12 protein-coding genes and 2 pseudogenes are annotated in these 19,285 nt (G+C 35.8%); 9 read left to right on the top strand and 5 right to left on the bottom strand.

Features of this window, described 5'->3' with window-relative positions:
* The first annotated feature begins 12 nt into the window (after window positions 1-12).
* Both IPH11_14075 and IPH11_14080 read left to right on the top strand, forming a co-directional pair.
* Entirely contained in the window at window positions 13-660 is a 648-nt protein-coding gene (locus tag IPH11_14075; GenBank protein MBK6914713.1) for an NADH-quinone oxidoreductase subunit F, read from the top strand.
* Window positions 661-720: 60 nt separating this feature from the next.
* On the top strand, window positions 721-2,118 hold the full coding sequence (locus IPH11_14080) for an MBL fold metallo-hydrolase (GenBank protein ID MBK6914714.1): 1,398 nt from the start codon (window positions 721-723) through the stop codon (window positions 2,116-2,118).
* A 174-nt stretch (window positions 2,119-2,292) separates the two neighbouring features.
* Here the strand turns inward: IPH11_14080 and IPH11_14085 are convergent, their stop codons facing one another.
* Window positions 2,293-3,414 carry a T9SS type A sorting domain-containing protein gene (locus IPH11_14085; GenBank protein ID MBK6914715.1) on the bottom strand — a complete coding sequence of 374 codons (1,122 nt, stop codon included), beginning with the start codon at window positions 3,412-3,414 and terminating at the stop codon, window positions 2,293-2,295.
* An 889-nt stretch (window positions 3,415-4,303) separates the two neighbouring features.
* Between IPH11_14085 and IPH11_14090 the strand changes: the two genes are divergently transcribed.
* The 3 genes and pseudogenes from IPH11_14090 (at window position 4,304) to fumC (ending at window position 8,399) form a co-directional block, all read left to right on the top strand.
* Window positions 4,304-4,702, top strand: coding sequence for an energy transducer TonB (locus tag IPH11_14090; protein MBK6914716.1), 399 nt, complete (start codon window positions 4,304-4,306; stop codon window positions 4,700-4,702).
* Window positions 4,703-4,709: 7 nt separating this feature from the next.
* On the top strand, window positions 4,710-6,788 hold the full coding sequence (locus tag IPH11_14095; protein MBK6914717.1) for a hypothetical protein: 2,079 nt from the start codon (window positions 4,710-4,712) through the stop codon (window positions 6,786-6,788).
* 220 nt (window positions 6,789-7,008) lie between these two features.
* Window positions 7,009-8,399: pseudogene (gene fumC, locus IPH11_14100) on the top strand (class II fumarate hydratase).
* A 105-nt stretch (window positions 8,400-8,504) separates the two neighbouring features.
* Here the strand turns inward: fumC and IPH11_14105 are convergent.
* Window positions 8,505-8,930 carry a hypothetical protein gene (locus tag IPH11_14105; protein MBK6914718.1) on the bottom strand — a complete coding sequence of 142 codons (426 nt, stop codon included), beginning with the start codon at window positions 8,928-8,930 and terminating at the stop codon, window positions 8,505-8,507.
* 148 nt (window positions 8,931-9,078) lie between these two features.
* On the opposite strand from IPH11_14105, the gene IPH11_14110 reads away from it, so the two are divergent.
* From IPH11_14110 to IPH11_14120, 3 genes and pseudogenes are all read left to right on the top strand, one after another.
* Window positions 9,079-9,828 (top strand): hypothetical protein, encoded by a 750-nt coding sequence (locus tag IPH11_14110; protein ID MBK6914719.1) that lies wholly within the window; start codon window positions 9,079-9,081, stop codon window positions 9,826-9,828.
* Window positions 9,776-10,105, top strand: coding sequence for a hypothetical protein (locus IPH11_14115; protein ID MBK6914720.1), 330 nt, complete (start codon window positions 9,776-9,778; stop codon window positions 10,103-10,105). The genes IPH11_14110 and IPH11_14115 overlap by 53 nt, the downstream gene beginning before the upstream one ends.
* A 95-nt stretch (window positions 10,106-10,200) precedes the next feature.
* A pseudogene (locus IPH11_14120) lies at window positions 10,201-12,210 on the top strand (pullulanase).
* Between the two features lie 222 nt (window positions 12,211-12,432).
* Here the strand turns inward: IPH11_14120 and IPH11_14125 are convergent.
* Window positions 12,433-15,579, bottom strand: coding sequence for a PAS domain S-box protein (locus IPH11_14125; GenBank protein ID MBK6914721.1), 3,147 nt, complete (start codon window positions 15,577-15,579; stop codon window positions 12,433-12,435).
* Window positions 15,580-15,978: 399 nt separating this feature from the next.
* Between IPH11_14125 and IPH11_14130 the strand changes: the two genes are divergently transcribed.
* Window positions 15,979-16,746, top strand: coding sequence for an ABC transporter permease (locus IPH11_14130; GenBank protein ID MBK6914722.1), 768 nt, complete (start codon window positions 15,979-15,981; stop codon window positions 16,744-16,746).
* Here the strand turns inward: IPH11_14130 and IPH11_14135 are convergent.
* Window positions 16,743-18,413, bottom strand: coding sequence for a cation:proton antiporter (locus IPH11_14135; protein ID MBK6914723.1), 1,671 nt, complete (start codon window positions 18,411-18,413; stop codon window positions 16,743-16,745). The two genes, IPH11_14130 and IPH11_14135, sit on opposite strands and share 4 nt — an antisense overlap.
* Before the next feature lie 56 nt (window positions 18,414-18,469).
* Window positions 18,470-19,258, bottom strand: coding sequence for a universal stress protein (locus tag IPH11_14140; GenBank protein MBK6914724.1), 789 nt, complete (start codon window positions 19,256-19,258; stop codon window positions 18,470-18,472).
* Window positions 19,259-19,285: the final 27 nt, after the last annotated feature.

Consider the following 19,285-nt stretch of genomic DNA (forward strand, 5'->3'; position numbering starts at 1 on the left):
TTGAGTAAAAATTTGAAAACCGCTATCGTTATTGGTGCCACGGGTTTAGTAGGCAAATTTCTTTTACAGAATTTGTTAGTTGACGAGAGATATTCTTCTGTAAAAATTTTTACAAGAAAATCGCTTGGAATTACGAGCCCCAAACTAAGTGAACATATTGTCGATTTTGAAAAACTTCACGATTGGAAAAATGAAATTACCGGCGATGAACTTTATTCTGCTATGGGAACGACAATTAAAAAAGCCGGAAGTAAAGCTGTTCAGTACAAAATTGATTTTTCTTATCAATATGAATCTGCACTCGCAGCATTTCAAAATGGGGTCGAAAAATATTTATTAGTTTCGTCAGCGGGGGCAAATGAAAATTCGGGAAATTTTTATTTGAAAATGAAAGGTGAACTAGATAGAAAGGTTTCTTCTCTTGGCTTTAAAAATATTTTAATATTCAGACCTTCAATTCTTGCAGGTGAAAGAAATGAAAAACGTACCGCTGAAAAATATAGCATCGCCGCAATGAATATCCTCTCAATGATAATACCCCCCTTAAAAAAATACAAACCTGTTGAGGCAGAAACTATTGCTAAATTTATGATTAATAAAGCAAATGAATCACTTACAAAAAGTCAGATAATATTTGAGTTAAATCAAATATCAGTTTGATTTTTTATCAACTATCATTCTTATTTTTGCAGAACACTCATTCACATTAAAGGTGCAGATTTGAAAATTCAATTTATCGGGGCGGCTCAAACAGTAACAGGTTCTCAGCATTTATTATCCATCAATGGTAAAAAAATTTTACTTGATTGCGGCTTGTTTCAAGGCAAGCGAAAAGATGCATTCGAAACAAACCGCACTTTTCTTTTTAATCCCTCTGATATTGATGTGATGCTTTTATCGCACGCACACATTGATCACAGCGGCAACATCCCCAACCTTACTAAAAGCGGTTTTGAAGGCTCCATTTATACTACTGCGGCTACTGTTGATCTTTGTCAGGCGATGCTTCGCGACTCAGCGCATCTGCAGGCAAGAGATGTTGAGTTTGTGAACAAGCGCCGTAAAAAACAAAATAAAAATCTCTTCGAACCGCTGTATGAACAGGAAGATGTCGAAAAAGCAATGCAGCAATTCATCGGTGTGCAGTATGATCGCGCCGTTGAGGTTGTGCCCGGAGTTCGCGCGACTTTCACCGATGCCGGACATATACTCGGCTCATCGGGAATTATTCTTGATATAAATGAAAAAGGCAAAAGCACCCGCCTCGGTTTCAGCGGCGATATCGGTCGCTCCGAAATGCCGATCATTCACGACCCCAATTTCCCGCGCGAGCTTGATGCATTGATTATGGAAAGCACTTACGGCGGAAGACTTCACTCAGTAGCAGATGAAGTGGAAGAGGTTCTTATCTCAACTATTATGGAAGTGGTAGAAAGGAAGGGGAAGATTATCATTCCTGCTTTTGCTGTTGGAAGAACCCAACTGCTCGTTTATGTTTTGCACAAACTATTTAATGAGAATAGAATTCCTGTGCTGCCGATTTTTGTTGACAGCCCCCTTGCTGTTGATGTAACTAATATTTACAGAATGCATCCCGAATGTTACGACCGCGAAACTTACAGAGTGTTCCTTCAGAACCACGAAGATCCCTTTGGATTCGGCAGGCTTACTTATATCCGCGATGTGCAGCAATCTAAAGAACTGAACGACTTTAAAGGGAGCTGTATTATTATCTCCGCTTCGGGAATGGCGGAAGGCGGAAGGATACTTCATCATCTGAAAAATAATATCGGTAATCCGAACAACCTGATTTTGTTTGTGGGTTATGCCGCACAAAATACACTCGCACAAAAAATTATGGATGGGGCAGAAGAAGTAAATGTCTTTGGCGAGCCATACAAAGTAAAAAGCAAAATAAAAAAGATGGATTACTTCAGTGGTCACGCAGATCAACGTGGACTTTTGGATTATTTAGATTTTTGCCCGCAGCAGAAACTCAAAAATATATTTCTTGTGCACGGCGATCCGGAAGAAGCAGAAGTACTGCAAGCAAAAATAAAAAGCAAAGGCTACCGGGGAGTTCATTTCCCCAGGCGGGGGGATGTGTTTGAGATGTAGAGAGCAGTCTCCTTTTTTCAAATGTAGGGATCGGTCTCCTGACCGATCCGGTAAGAGGTGATACAAAGCTGAAATGTTTTTTTGAACGATTAATCAGTGCGACCCACAACGGAACGGACGGGAGTCCGTTCCCTATTATATTAGGCATTTAGAAGTAAATTTTTTTGAACAAATTTATCTAAGCAAAATCATTTTCTTTGTTTCCACAAAACCACCTGCTCGAAGTTTATAGAAATAAATCCCCGATGATAATTGCGAAGCATTAAATTCAATCTCATAACTTCCTGAGACTTTATATTCATCCACCAACCTTGCAACTTCATTACCTAAAACATCATACACCTTCAATTGAACTATTGACTCATTGCCAATCTGATAATTAATTTTTGTTGATGGATTGAAAGGGTTGGGGTAGTTTTGGGCTAACAGGTAATTCTTTTGTATACTAATTTCATTTTCTAACAACGTAGGATTACCTAAATTTCCAGCACAATCTATTTTTGAAGCATAAATATCCCAATTACCAAAGCGATGATCCTGCCAAGTTATTATAGCGCCGGCTTTACCGTCACTTACTATTTGGGCAAATGCTTGATCACCAGTTGCTGTACAGATCGGAACACCATCCAATTTCCATTGAATTACACCATCCTGATTTACTCTTTGTGCATAAATACTTCCTTGATCTCCACCATCACCCCAAGTAATAATAGCGCCTCCGCTTTCATCTTCAACAAGTTGGGGATCACTTTGTTCGAATGGAGTAGTACAAATTGGTATTCCATTCGTTGTCCACTCTACAACTCCATCTGCATTAATTTCTTGCGCATAGATATCGGAATTTAAACCATTTCGATAATCATTCCAGCAAATGATAGCGCCACCGTGATTATAGCCTACAATTGCAGGTGAATAGCCTCGAGCTGGATATCTGCAAACAGATTCTCCATTTATTTTCCATTGAACAACGCCACTAGAATCAATTTTTTGAGTAAATATTTCTTGAATCCCGTTTCGAAAATCTTCCCACGTTATAATTGCACTGCCACTGTTATTAGAGATAATTTGAGTATTTTTTTGAGTCTGTGTAGATGTACAAATAGGTACTCCATTCGCATTCCATTTAACTAAGCCATTTGAATTGATACTTTGTGCATAAATATCAGAAAAAGATTCACTGCGACTATCTTCCCATACTATTATTACCCCTCCGTTTATATCACTCACAACTTTAGGCGAACCTTGAGAATGCTCGTAATTACAAACCAAAATACCATTTAATGCCCACTGAATCATCCCCTCTGAATTTATATGCTGTACATAAATATCACTATTCGTCAATATGCGAGAATCTTCCCAGGTGACTATAGCCCCGCCTTTATTATCACTTGTTATTGTCTGATGTTTCTGATTATTATCCTCTACACAAATCGCTACCCCATTTGTTATCCATTGCACAGTGCCGGTTGAATCAATCCTTTGTGCATAAAGGTCATAATCTTCACCATTCCTGAGATCCTGCCAGACAATAATACAACCGCCATTCATATCACTAGTTATTCGCGGACGTACATATCCCGCGGCAGTCCTTTCACACACAACCACACCCTCAAGCGGCCAGCGAATTGTTCCATTTGAATCTATTCTTTGTGCATAAATATCAAAATTATAAAGAATCCCGCTTCGCTCATCAATCCAGATGATTATAGCACCCCCCTTACCATCGCTAATCATTTGAGGATAGTACTGATCATTAATAATGGTGCATATCGGATTATTTACACTTGGGTCACTTGACCACTGAGCGAGTATATTTAAGGCATATACACTTGTGAGAATTATAACCAATCGTTTCATACTAACTCCACATAGTTAATAAATCGCTTGGGTTAAACGTAAATAATAATTTCATAATTGTCCAGCGAATATTTTGGTAACTCTAAGATAATAAATCCCGCCAAAGTAAAGAGTAAATATATCGGGGCTGCTGCACAAGCTGATTCATTAACCGTAATTCTTCTTTTTTATTTACTTAACCTGTACATCAGTCACTTAGAATATTAATTGGATTTGATTTACATTTTAGTCAATAAGGGAAACTAATCATATTATTTCGTTCTCAACAAAACCAATTTTTGTTCGAATATCTCTATAAGAAATAAATAATTATTCTTAAGGTTTTGTAATGAAATTAAAATTTACTTTTGCATTGTTCTACACTTTAGTGCTGTTTCTGCTTTTAGGTGCAATGGCATTTTCTCAATCAAAGTCTTCCGATGATAATGGATATTTAGCCTTTGCTTCAGTGATGCCCGAACTGCAAGGAGGAATGAGTGTATTGATAAAAAAAATTAATTATCCTACTATCGCTAAGCAAACCGGGCTCGAAGGAAAGGTATTCGCAATGGCTTATGTCAATGAAAAAGGCAATGTAGATGAAGTCAAAATCATTAAAAGTTTAGGAGGCGGCTGCGATGAAGAAGTGATTAGAGTTCTTTTTGCGTCCAAGTTCAAACCGGGAATGCACGAAGGTAAACCCGTAAAAGTAAAAACAACGATATCTGTGGTTTTCAAATTGAAATGAGTTAAAGATGAAAAAATTTCGTGATATAACTTTTAGAGCTAAAATTCAGACTACCCTTTTCGCAGTCGCCGTAATAGCAACATTGATGGTTGTAAATAACCTTATTAATTTTTACACTATTACTTCAATAAACGAAGCTTTAAACACAAAAATTATTGTATCCCGCGATCATTTATCTCAATTAAAAACTGAATTCCAGGATTTACAATTGAACTTATTGAAATTTTCAATCACTGGATTTGAGGATCAGTTCAATACCAATTTCAAAAGGGTCGAAAAGGATAAACAAAAAATTTTGGAAGTTATGAATATTCTTAGAGATTCGACTATGAGAGAAATATTTGAAAATAATTCTAAAGATCTTGATGGCATTTTAAATGAATATTTTGGATTGGTTGTGGACGGAACGTTAAGTGCAGCCGCAATGAAAGACTTTGAGATGGCTTCTTATATTGCCACTTCCTCTGGAGAAGAACTGAGTAAGAAATTTAATGATCAACTAAACGAGGTAACTTCAAATATAGAAAAACTAAAAAGTGAATATGAAGAGCAAGCCCAGATGACAATGTCACGGGCTTTAATTGGGATGATTGCCGGGATGATAATTGGTACACTCGTCTTTTTAATTTCCTTTTTTAAAATTATACCCACAATGACAAAACCTGTTAGTAAATTCAAAGAATTACTTCACGAATATTCACTCGGAAATTTTACCGGTACAATGGAATGTAAAAACAATGATGAATTTGGTCAAATGACAAACATGCTGAATAAACTTCGCGAATCACAGCTTGAAAAGATTTCGGCTGCTGAAAAAATTGCAGCGGGTGATCTCGAGGTAAAACTGCATTCTCTTTCCGAAAATGATCTGCTTTCTGAAAGCTTTGAGAAAATGCTTGATAACCTTCAAAAACTTGTTCTCGAAATAAATCAACTCACAGACGAATCAATCAAAGGCAACAGCAGTGCCCGTGGAAGTACGGAAACTTTACAAGGCGGATATAAAAAAATAATTGAAGGAATGAATGGTACTCTTGATGCTGTTTATGACCCTATCAATGAGGCAGTAAGGGCACTGGAAAAAATAGCCGCAGGTGATTTAACCGTTGAAATAACGAAAAATTATCAGGGAGATCATCAAAGAATAAAAAATTCAATTAATCATGCTTCTGAATCACTTAGCAAAACATTAAAAGAAGTTTCAAAAGTTGTAAGTGCAGCTGTAAATTCTGCGGATGAAATAAACTCCAGTACAGAAGAAATGGCTGCAGGCGCACAAGAACAAAGCGCACAAGCTGGCGAAGTTGCAATTGCGGTTGAAGAAATGTCAAAAACAATTTTTGAAACAACACGTAACACTACTGAAGCGGCTGAGGTGAGCAGGAATGCTGGAACTACTGCAAGAGATGGCGGAAAGGTGGTCGAAGAATCAATCGCACGCATGGGCAGAATAGTGGAAGTTGTTAGTAAAAGTTCAGCAACCGTTATTGAACTTGGTAAAAGCAGTAATGAAATTGGCGAAATAATAAAAGTGATTGACGACATTGCAGATCAAACTAATCTACTTGCTTTAAACGCAGCTATAGAAGCAGCTCGCGCCGGCGAACAAGGCAGGGGGTTTGCAGTTGTGGCGGACGAAGTCCGAAAGCTTGCAGAGCGAACAACAAAAGCAACAAAGGAAATCGCTGGAATGATTAAACGCATTCAGACTGATACTGCTGACGCTGTGGAATCAATGAAGCTTGGGACTGAGGAAGTGATACATGGTAAGCAACTTGCAGAAAAAGCGGGCAGTTCATTGAAGCAAATAATTACAGGAGCTGAAAATGTCGCTGATATTGTTTCACAAGTCGCTGCGGCAAGTGAACAGCAGTCACGAACCTCTGAGCAAATTTCGCAGAGCATCGAACTTATAACAAATGTTACGCAACAAAGTGCTGTCGGAGTTAGTCAAATAGCTCATGCAGTTGAAAATTTAAATGATCTTACCAATAATTTGCAAAAACTGATTCAAAACTTTAAGCTCGACGAAGTGTTTATCCGTGAACAAAATATTAATTATCGAACGGTTATGCCTGTTGAGTAGGTGATTCAATAGGAGTCATGTGAATAATTTAAATGCCCGTCAAATTATTGATGGGTTTTTTTTGTTATTCAACCAACGATTAAACACTTTTCCCGGCTCAAAAGTTGACCTCACTAACTTACTATCTGAAAATATTTCCATAATTTTACTTTTAAGAAATAGTCAAACATAATTTAGATAGACTATAAATTATTTTTAAAGGAAAACAAGGAGAAGTGATATGACACACCGAATTGAAAAAGACACAATGGGTGAAATCGAAGTTCCATCAGATAAATATTACGGCGCTCAAACCGCCCGCTCGTTAATGAACTTTAAAATAGGGGAGAGAGATTTCCACGCGAGTTAATCCGTGCACTTGGAATATTAAAAAAGGCTGCCGCACTAACTAATAAAGAACTCGGCACACTGCCTGCAGATAAAGCTGATCTAATTGTCAAAGCTGCCGACGAAGTTATTGAGGGAAAACTTGATGAACATTTTCCATTGGTCGTTTGGCAAACTGGGAGCGGTACGCAGACAAATATGAATGCAAATGAAGTTATCTCAAATCGTGCAATTGAAATTGCCGGCGGTGAAATGGGAAGTAAAAAACCCATCCATCCAAATGATGATGTAAACAAAGCGCAATCCTCGAACGATACTTTCCCCACTGCAATGCACATTGCCGCCGTTGAGGAAGTCCATCGCAGATTAATTCCAATGGTTACAAAACTTCGCGATGCTCTTGCCGTCAAAGAAAAAGAATTTAAAGACATAATTAAAATCGGAAGAACGCATTTGATGGATGCAGTTCCATTAACACTCGGACAGGAATTCAGCGGATATGTTCAAATGCTTAATAACGGTTTGGATAGAATAAATGCCGCACTTCCAAGATTATATGAGTTAGCTCTCGGCGGTACAGCCGTTGGCACAGGATTAAACACCCACCCCGAGTTTGCTGTTAAATCTGCCGGGCACATCGCAAAGCTGACAGGAAAGAAATTCGTTACTGCACCTAATAAATATGAAGCACTCGCAACGCACGATGCACTTGTTGAATTCAGCGGTGTGTTAAAAACGCTTGCCGCCTCCTTAATGAAAATTGCAAATGATGTTCGCTGGCTTGGCAGTGGTCCACGCTGCGGCTTAGGCGAACTTAATCTACCTGAAAATGAACCGGGTAGTTCTATCATGCCGGGAAAAGTAAACCCCACCCAAAGCGAAGCAATGACGATGGTATGTGCACAGGTATTTGGAAATGATGTTGCAGTTAACTTCGGCGGTGCGATGGGTAATTTCGAGTTGAATGTTTTTAAACCTGTTATCATTTTCAATGTGCTTAATTCAATAAGATTAATCTCTGATGCCTGCGGAAGCTTTACAGATAATTGTGTCGTTGGAATTGAAGCGAACAAAACGAATATCAAAAAGCATTTAGACAACTCGTTGATGCTGGTAACTGCACTCAATCCTCATATAGGTTATGACAACTCAGCTAAAGTTGCAAAGAAAGCTCATAAGGAAAACACCACCCTTAAACAAGCAGCTATGGATCTTGGCTTGTTGACACCAGAAAAGTTTGATGAAGTGGTAAGACCGGAGAAAATGGTTGGACCGGGGAAATAAAATATAAATTTGCTGCCAGACTGAACTTGTCGAAGACTGACATAATCTAATTGTCACACTTAGAGGGAATAACCACTGAGTGTGACAGTTAAATATTAAAAATAATTACTTAGAAATAATTTCAATCAAAGCGCTTGCTACCGTTCTATCCTTGTTGTCTAACAGGAACACGCGATATAATCCCGGTTCGGTAAACTTCATATCGCTGTCGGAATTTTTCTCAAAGAAGACGTAGCTCATATCACGTTCGATTGTATAATCAAACTTTTTATAAAATTCAAAGTCCTTATTTCTTTCATTGAATTTGTCAAACTGAATATGAACATCCGTAAGGTTGAGCGCATTATCTGATTTCACCATTACGGTCAAATAACCTGTTGTGAATCTATCGCTAACTCCAACCTCGCCATCATTCGAATCATATCTTTCACAGAAGTAAAGAACAGGTTCACTTTGAGCAAAAACTGTAGTAAGCGATCCTGAAACAAAAAGCACGCAAAGAGCAAAGAGAAATAAAATTTTCTTTTTCAACTGAATATCCTTTTTTTTAATTGTTGAAATGAACATACCTGAATAATGGGTTACTAAAAAATGAAACGGAGTTTATTTTAGGGTAAGAATTATAGCATTATTGCTGGAAGAAATCATTATTTTTGATTTCAAAAATCTGGAATAAGTTTTGGATAATTGGAATGGAATAGTATCACTTTTATTTGCTTGCATAGAATTTCTGTTGCTTTTCAATCTTATCGTATTTATCGAGAAGAATCGAATCAATGTTATTGCAATGATAATGATTGCACTGCTTGCATCATATCAGACTATGGAATTTTTAATGTGCCAGGCAGGCTTACAGGCTTCATTTTATCCATATCTTGCATTTGTGGTAATAAGTTTTCTTCCGCCATTAAATTTGTATTTGTCGCTTACACTAACTTCAAATAATGAACTAAATAAAAATTATTTTTTGATTTTCATTCCGGCAATTACATTTTCAATCTATTACTTATTCGTTATTCCTAAATTTGCCGTAACAAGCTGCACTGTTTTATATGCAAGCTATCATTATCCTTTAGGGGATTTGTTTGGTGCATTTTATTATTTGCCAATTTTGATTTCGATAGCCTTACTAGTAAAATTTCTTCGTCAGGTTGGACTTGAAAATGGCAAAGCAAAGTCTATGTCGTCAAAACTGCTTGCCAAAGTTTTACTTTTTGGATCAATCTTTATCAGCGTTCCGGTTTTAGTTGGATTTACCTTAATGTTCGCCGGCAATTATTCGGTCATCTCTGCGATGGAAAGTATATTGTGCAAGTTTGCATTTGTGTACGCAGTGTGCTTAAGTTTTATTTGTTTATATAATTCACCTTTTAACGATGGACGAAATTATTTTAAATATTTATTTCGTAGTAAACAACGGCATAGTTGAAGAATTCAGAGCCGTCTCCTACAAACACGATGGCAGCGATGATAAAAAAATTGAATTCTTAAAAAGTCACGCTAAAGAAGATTTTAATAAATCTATCTTCTTTGACGCACCTTCGGACAAGAATGGAAAATTTATGAGCTATAATAAATTTTATAAACTTGAAAAACGCGGAATGCATATTCAACTGTTCGAAGAAATTTTTGAAAAGTTCGGTGTACCCGAACATCCATTGATTTGTGTAACTCCCGTAGTTGATGGTGAGATTTATTCACAATAACTAAAATTTCAAAAAAGAAATGAAAAAATTATTTTTTCGTTCGATAATATTTTTAATAACAATAACATTTTTAGGAAGTGCCTTGTACATTTCAGATAACCCAAAAAGCAGTTAAACAAAAAGCACAGTTTCAATTGAAACAAAATGAACTTGATAAATTTTACTCAGACAAAAAGCTTGGCTCATTTGTTGAAAATGGGAAAACATATTTTAGATTATTTACTCCAAATGCCGAAAAAGTTTCTCTCGTAATCTTTGATAAAGTTGATGAAGTAAATGGGAAAGAATATGAAATGTCAAGAGATGAAAATGCCGTGTGGGAAACTTCACTTTATGGTGAACTTTTCGGGAAGTTTTACAACTTTGCCGTAAAGCATAAAAATAAAAACGCTGTGATTTGCCTTGATCCTTATGCAAAGGCGGTGGCAAGCTATAATACATATTTTACTCCACGAAAATCCATTATTGTAAAAGAAGATAATTACGATTAGCAGAATGATGAATGGATACAAAGAGATTGGCGCGATCTAATCGTTTACGAAATGCATATTCGTGACATGACTGAGCACCCCTCCTCTGGTGTTACTAAACGAGGAACTTACAAGGGCTTAATTGAAAAGGAAAAACCGGCGGAATAGATTATATAAAAAATCTGGGCGTAAATACTGTAGAGCTTTTACCTGCTCAGGAATTTGCAAACATCGAAATTCCATTTAAAGATTCTCTGCGTGGAAAGTATAACACTTGGAATCCATACGAACGCAACCATTGGGGATATATGACCGCTGCATTTTTTGCGCCCGAGTCATATTACTCTGAAAATGTTCGTGAGATAGAAATGAATAAATGGAGCGGCGCTGATGCAGAAGCTGTCAACGATTTTAAGGATATGGTGAAAGCGTTTCATAAAGAAAATATTGCTGTAATTATGGATGTTGTATATAATCATCTTTCCGAATATGAGTATGGTAATTTAAAAGAAATTGATAAAGAATATTTTTTCAGATTAAATGAAAAGGGAAATTGCACGGAAGTAAGCGGATGCGGTAACGATCTTAAAACTGAAAGACCAATGCTTCGCCGCTTAATTATTGAAAGTATTTTATATTGGATGAAAGAGTATCACGTTGATGGCTTCCGTTTTGATCTTGGAAAACTAATAGACTGGGAGACTATCGAAACAATAATCTATGAAGCAAAAAAAATAAATCCCTTTGTAATCTTTGTCTGCGAACCATGGGGCGGGGGATATGATCCGGCTGGATTTTCTTTGCGCGGGTGGGGTGCATGGAATGATCAAATTAGAAATGGAATAAAAGGTGAAAATCCGATTAACGGTCCTGGCTGGATTTTCGGAAATTGGTATGGAAATAATTCTCCGCAAAGAATTAAAAGTTATGTGAACGGAACTCTTACAAAAGATTCGCTTGGCTTATTTCAAGAAGCAAGTCACTCTGTAAACTATCTCGAATCTCATGATGGTTATTCTTTTGGCGATTTTATCAGAATAGCCCTTCGTGATGTTAGACCGGATGAGATAATTAGCGACATTGATAAAAATGTTAAGCTTACTCCAACACAACTGAAGCTTAACAAACTTGGTGCACTGTTCCTTTTCACTTCGCGTGGAATTACAATGATTAGTGAAGGGCAGGAGTTTGCACGAAGCAAAGTTATTCCTCTCACAAATCAAAACGATCTGCATCGAGGAATGATTGATCACAATACTTACGATAAAGATAACGATGCAAATTATATTAATTATAATCATCACAAAGTTGAATCAGGATTTATGGGATTTCTATAAAGGCTTAATCGAACTGAGGAAAGAATTTAAATCATTCAGAAGAGCAGAATATGATGATGTTATTTTCATACCTGTTCACGATAATGATTTTGCACTCGGTTATGAAGTGAAACACAAAAATGAGGATTTCGTAGTCTTGTTTAATGCTAATCCATTAAAAGAGGTTGTTGCCGAACTGCCAGCAGGTAAATGGGATGTTCTAGTTAATTCAGAAAAAGCCGGGATAGAGGTGATTGAAACAGTTAATGGAATAATTTCCGTCCCCTCATCGTCTGGTTTGGTTTTAAAGAAAAATTAGTCAATAATTCTTTAACTCTAATTGCCGCTCAGTCCTTTGCGCAACGATTTTTCTACAGCCTGTTTCAGTACACTGATGTTCACAGGTTTACGGAATACATTTTCAATACCAAGCTCGTGATAATATTCGGTAAGATTCAAGTCTACGTCGCCGCTTAAAATTATTAATGGCGGTTTTCCTTAACCTCAGAACGTGAAATTTCTTTAACTAATTGTATGCCGTTCATTTCAGGCATATCATGATCAGAAATAACAAGGGCGGGTGTTTCGGCAATGATTTTTCTATTGCTTCTTTTCCATTCGAAGCAATTTCAACTTCATATTCAGGAGTTATGCTTCTTAAAATTTTAGTATATAGAAGCCTGTCGGTTTTATTATCATCTACCAAAAGAATTTTTGATGAAGCGACAGGTAAGGTAAATCTGAATTCAGTTCCTGCACCAAATTCACTCGATACAGAAATCTCACCACCGTGCTTCTCAATTATTTCTTTAACAAGTGATAATCCTAATCCGCTTCCTTTTTCTCCTGCAGTTCCTTCCGAAGTAAATTTAGAATCAATGCTGAAAAGTTTTTTTATGTTTTCAGGTTTTATCCCCACCCCGTCATCCTTAACTGAAAATTCAATAAACCGGGGTTCCGCAGCTTTCTTGCCGGAGATAATTATTTTTCCGCCGGCGGCAGTGAATTTGACAGAGTTAGATAATAAATTGTTAAAAACCTGATAAATCAGATTTCTATCTGCGAATATTAAAACTTCATCTCCAACAGAAGAGGAGACCGTAATTTTTTTAACTATTGCAGATCCAGTGATAGTTGTTAAAGCATCTTTGATAATTCCCGCTGCGGAAATTTTTTGAGGTTCATATTTTATTCTGCCGGCTTGAAGCCTTGTCCAATCAAGAAGTGAATTTACAAGATGGAGCATTGAATTAGATGAATCCTGAATATAACGAACGTACTGCTTTCGCTCTTCATCACTAAGTTCTTCATCATTTAAAAGCAAATCGGTAAATCCAAGAATTGAACTGAAAGGCGTGCGCAAATCGTGAGAAACGATTGATAAAAATCTATCTTTTGTTTCGCTTACTTTCAAAAGATTTTCGGTTGACTTTTTTAATTCCTCTTCAGCTTTCTTCCGGTACGTTATGTCGCTGACTAATCCATAAATTTTTTGAATAATACCTTTATCATTGCGGACAAGATTTACTTTTATTCTTACCCAAACAACATTTCCAAATTTGCTGATAATTCTCAGCTCAAACTCGCCGGTTTCTTGAATTTTACTTTTAAGAAGATTCCTTAATTTCTTTTTGAGAGTGGAAAAATCATCGGGATGAATAATTTTTATGAATAGCCTGCCATCGCTTAAAAATTCTGTCTGTGAGTATCCTGTAATTTTATCAACGGAGCTTGTATAAAAAACCGGCAGTAAAAATTTACCTGATCGCTCGAAGGTGAACAAGAAGTCGTCAATGTTTTCAGTAATGCTTCTATATTTTTCTTCTGATTCACGAATAGCTTTTTGTGCTCTTTTCCTTTCGGTTACATCGCGCGCAATTATAACGAGGTAAACGTTGTTGTCTTTTTCGAATCTCGCAACAGAAATTTCAGCATAGAAAAATGATTTGTCTTTTCGTTTAGCAAGAAATTCAAATCTGTGTGGAGCATCTTTATCTCGTTCGCGAAGTCGAAAGTACTCAGCAACTTTTAAAATATCATCGTTCGAAACAAGATCGAGAATATCTTTATTTTCAAGTTGATTGCTTAATTCATAACCAAATATTTCTGAGAAAGCATTGTTTGCTATTATTATTCTTCCTTCAGATTCAACTGCCATACCGTCGAATGCGGAGTTGAATAGGGATTGATAGAAACTAAGCTGGCTCTCAATTTTTTTATTTGCGGAGTTATCTTTCAGAAAGCAAAAGATGCAGTAAAGATTATTTTGACTGTCAAATTTTGGGAGGAAAGATGCAGTCACTTCAGTTTTAATTTCGTTTCTGCCAAGCAAATTCAACTCTATTTTTACAGTTTCATTTTTAATAAAACCTTTTAGTGCATCAAAAGAATTGAATGTGGAGGAGGGGTCAACAATTGAAAAAAAATCTTTACCGGATAACTCCGTATTGTTTAATTGAATAATATTTTGAAACGATTTATTTGAAAATGCAGTTTTTCCATCTTTATCTATCTCACAAAATGCTTCGGAAAAATCGTTGATGATTTCCATCAATTTCATTTGCGAATTTTTTATTTCTTTTTCAGCTAATCTTTTTTCTGTAATGTCTAAACAATAGATAAGCAGTTCGTTTTCAACAATTGATTTTATAAAATTTAATTCTACAGTTTTATTAGTATCCCCGACTGTCCAAATCAGATTAAGTTTTTTTATATCGCTTGTTTGAAGTTCAGTTCTAATCTCTATTAATAGTTCGGGCGTAATTTCTTTAAAAATATCAGTCAAAGGTTTCTGATTGATTGCTTCAAAATCCTGCAAGAATATATCGGAGCACCCCTCATCCCAATATTTAATAAGATTATTCTCTGAAAGTATAATTAAAGAAAAACCCAAAAGTGAGTTTGCAATTTTGTATTGATCATAATGTTTAGAATTCTCAATGAGCAAATTCTTTTCTTCTTCGGAAGAAGTGATATCGAGCAAAAAGAAATAGATAGAATCAAGTAAACCTGAATCTGTCAGATGAGGATAAATATTACAATCAAAAATCAAATTTTCCCGTTGCAGAGTTAAATTCAATTTTAGTGATTGCTGCGTTAGTTCAGTTTTAACTTGTTCAATTTTTTCTGTAAGGGCAAAATCAGAATTAAAAATAGAAGTTATCTCAATATTAAATAATTCAGACTCAAACACAGGAAATCGGGTGAGTCTATTTCCACCACTTAAAACAATATTTCCAAATCTATTTGTGACAAACACTAAACCGGGAAAATTTTTTAAAAATGTTTTACCAAATTGCGATTGCGACTTTAACTCATCGTTCGTTTCGGCAAGTATTCTGAAATCTTCAAACACAATTATTCCGCCGTCAAAGTTTTTTTTGTTATCAAAGGCAGGGGTGCATTTTAATAATAAATTAACAGTGCTGCCATTTGATGATTGAACGCTCCGGATGTCTTTTTGAAAACCATACCCGTTTTTTAATTCTTCAATATGATCATCGAGGGAAAACAGATGCCACAATTCAGATTCGTCGAATTGAGTGCTTAGAAGATTCGAAAATGGAAGATTGTATAAGTCCCCGAGATTTTCTAAAGAAGCATTGATGTACGTAACAACATAATCTCTTGAAAAAATCAAAATGCCAATTGGCGCAGAATTTAATTTATCTGATATATTATAATCCATTAATGTTTAAGCTTAAGTATCCCATATATTTTTTACTAACGACAGGACTTTATCAATAATTATGCAAAACATTGTTGGTTAATGCACTTAAGAAATTATCATTCCTTTCGTAAACCAATTCATTGGAGCTTTAAAAAATGAATTTTTAAGTGCTTAAAATTAAAACCCTTACAAGGATTAATGAATTCAGAACACTATTATTATTAATAAAGAGTTTTGAAACTAAAATTGCACAATTTTTTTTTAAGCATCGGCTTTTGTCTCATTTTAAGTTCAAGTTCAATTTAATTTTCTTTTAAATACATTAAATCCAATTTTACTTGACAGTAATTATTAAGCGCTAAAAAGTGGAATAGCAAAAAATTTATAAATTTGAATGCAAACATTAAAAAATTATCTATGAAGCTATTACAAAAACTCGGCGAAAAAAGTTTGTTGTTTTTCCAGGAGTTTGGTCAAGTTGCCAGACTATTTTGGGAAATAATAAGAAATTTTACTTCTATTCCAAAAAGCAGAAGATTAATTCTTTACCAGATGGAACACATCGGTGTAAATTCAATTCCATTGGTTTTAATCATTGCTGTTTTTACCGGAGCTGTTTCGGCATGGCAGGCGGCGTATCAACTTAAAGGTGTCGCCCCGATTTCATTTTTGGGGGGGGCAACAAGTCGGGCAATCATCACCGAATTAGGACCTGTGTTAACCGGAATTGTTATTGCCGGTCGAGTTGGTGCATCAATCGCTGCAGAGCTTGGTACAATGAAAGTGACCGAGCAAATTGATGCATTAGAAACGATGGCAATTAGTCCCGTCCGATTTTTAGCAATGCCCAGATTCTTAGCTTCCGTTATTATGATGCCGATACTTGTAACGTTTGCAATCGTAATTGCCATTGGAGGCTCTTATCTTGTTTCAAATTATTTTTTGGGTGTTTCATTTGCTGTTTTCTTTAATTCAGTAAAAAGATTTTTTATTATTCCTGATTTGGTAGCCGGACTTGTAAAAACAATTTTCTTTGGCGGAGTAACTTCGCTCATGGGCTGTCATATCGGATTTAGAACTGAGGGCGGAGCAGAGGGAGTGGGATTAGCGACTATTCGTTCTTTTGTTTTTTCTGCTGCGTTGATTCTGATTCTGGATTATGTTTTGTGGATGACAATTTTCTAAAGCGATTTCAATCTTTCGATAAAATCTGTCTCATCTTTTATTTCTAATAATTCTTCTATTTTTTCCCTATCTGAAAATTTCTTTGCAATTTCTGCAAGCAATGTTAATTGAAGCTCGGGATTGTCAGAAGGCGTGATAAGTAAAATGATAATTTTTGCCGGCAATCCGTCGGCAGATTGGAAATCAACGCCGAAATTATTTCTGGCAATTACCAGTATTGGTTTTTTGATATTCATCTTTGCATGCGGTATTGCAAGATAATTCGCTATTCCCGTCGGTGTTAATTCTTCACGTTTCAAAACATCTTCTAAAATTTCATCTTTATTATTCTTAAAATTTATTGCAGCTACCAATTCTTTTATTACATCATTTTTATTTTTCTTTATAGGTTTAATGATAGAAGTATTTTTGATAAGATTGGATAAGGAGAATAAATCTTCATTCGAAATAAACCTGCTCATTAACGGAGCGCTGACCATCGAAGTTACTAATGCCAATACTACAAGCGCAACAAAAGTAGATTCACCGATCAAACCGAAGTCAAGTGCTATAATTCCAAGAATAATTTCCATTGCACCGCGAGCATTCAAACCAAATCCAATAGTGAACGACTCTGATTTATTTAGTCCACCCAGCCTTGCACCCGAAAAACCGCCAATTAGTTTGCCTGCGAATGCGAGGAATACTATAATGACAACGATAACAATGTCAAAATTAGAAATGAAGTTTACTCTTAAACCAATTGAGGCGAAAAACAAAGGGGCGAAAATATTAATGATGAATTGATGAAGTGTTTCTTTTGTCCGTACTTTAAGATGAACAGAATCTCCAACGGCTATACCGATAAGAAATGCGCCGAGAATTGCATGCACTCCAATGTATTCTGTGAAAGCAGCGCCAAGAAATCCGCAAATTAAAATGAAATTTAATATGCCTGCTGGAAATGAAAATTTAGATTGAATAAAATTGATTGCATAACTAAATAACTTCCGAAGAGGAAATAAGACAATCAAAACAAAACCAGAAATTGCGAAAAGAGTAAAAGTTAAACCAAAATTTCTGTCGTCAGTTCCGATAAATCCAAGTAATATTGAAAAAAATATCCAGCCGATTAAATCGTTCAGCATCGCAGAAGAAATGATGATATTACCAATTTTAGTTTTAAAGATATTCATATCCATCATCATCTTTGCTATGACGGGTAATGCAGAAATTGATAATGCAATTCCTATGAATAATGCAAAAATTATTTTTGGATTTTCATTGTTCATTCCCAATAAATCAGGGAAGAAATATGCTACGGTGAATCCAAATAAAAATGGAATCAAAATTCCTAAACTGCTGACACTGAAAGAAACTTTTCTGTTACGGATTACCGTAGATAAATCAACTTCCATTCCGCTAGAAAGAAGTAAAAGTATAACGGATATTGTTGTCAATCCTTCAAGAGCAGATTTGAGAGGTCCAAAATCCGGGAATATTATTTCGTGGTAGGATGGTGCGATCATTCCAAAAACAGTCGGACCAAGAATTACACCTGCAAGTATTTCGCCTACAACAGCCGGCTGATTTAGCTTAATAAAAATCTCCCCAAACAATCGGCTAAAAATTAGCAGCAGAGAAATGCTAATTAAAAATAAAGTTACTTGCTCGGAATCTAAATTCATTCAATCACCGGATTATCAATAAATTAGAAGGCAAATTTTCGTACGAAAATTCTTCTTCATCTTGGGAAAATTCTATCAATGAATTTCAGCTTCCTTTTCTGTGCGCTGACGACAAAAAGATCAACTGCTGATTGCCTTGCATAGTCACTCGAAGCCCAACCTTCTTTTCCATAAATACATTTAGTCTTGATGTTAATACCTTTCAGGTTCAATTCTTTTACAAGCAACTGAAGTTTATCTTCTTCAGATTGAAGTTGTTCTGTTTTCAGTTTATCAATTTTTTCTGCGGAATTAAAATCAATTGTTGTTGAAGTTAGACCGGGAAGATTAAAATCTCTTACTAAAATAAATTCGTCTGCAGAGTCTGCTAATGCGAACTGGTAAGCCGTCATTATAGTTTTTTCACTTTGTTCCGAAAAATTTACATTGATACAAAATTTTTTAAACCCCGTGGGGTTTATAGAAGGCGATTTCAATATCAAAGTTGACATCGAAGCCTCACGCATAATTTTACGAGCGACCGAACCGAGGTAAAATTTTAATATGTTTTCCTTTTCGAGTGCACCGCTTATTAGAAGGTCGAGTTTTTTTTGCTCTGAAAATTTTAATATTTCATTTGCCGGATCCCCTGTTGCCCAGGTAAGATCAGTTTGACTTTCTACCAGCCCGGCGGATTCGATCAATTGCGAAATCATTTTTTTTGAGAATTCGTTTTTTTCACTCACATGAATTAGAGATAAATCAGCCGAGAACAAATCCTTCAATCTGACAGCTTCTTTTAGCAAAGCTTTCCCTGTTGGCGAAGAAGTAACCGCGAGTCCGATTTTTTGAAATATTTTTTCCATTATATTTTCTTCTAATTACTTGATGCT

Source organism: Ignavibacteriales bacterium, from assembly GCA_016709155.1.
GTDB lineage: Bacteria > Bacteroidota > Ignavibacteria > Ignavibacteriales > Ignavibacteriaceae > JADJEI01.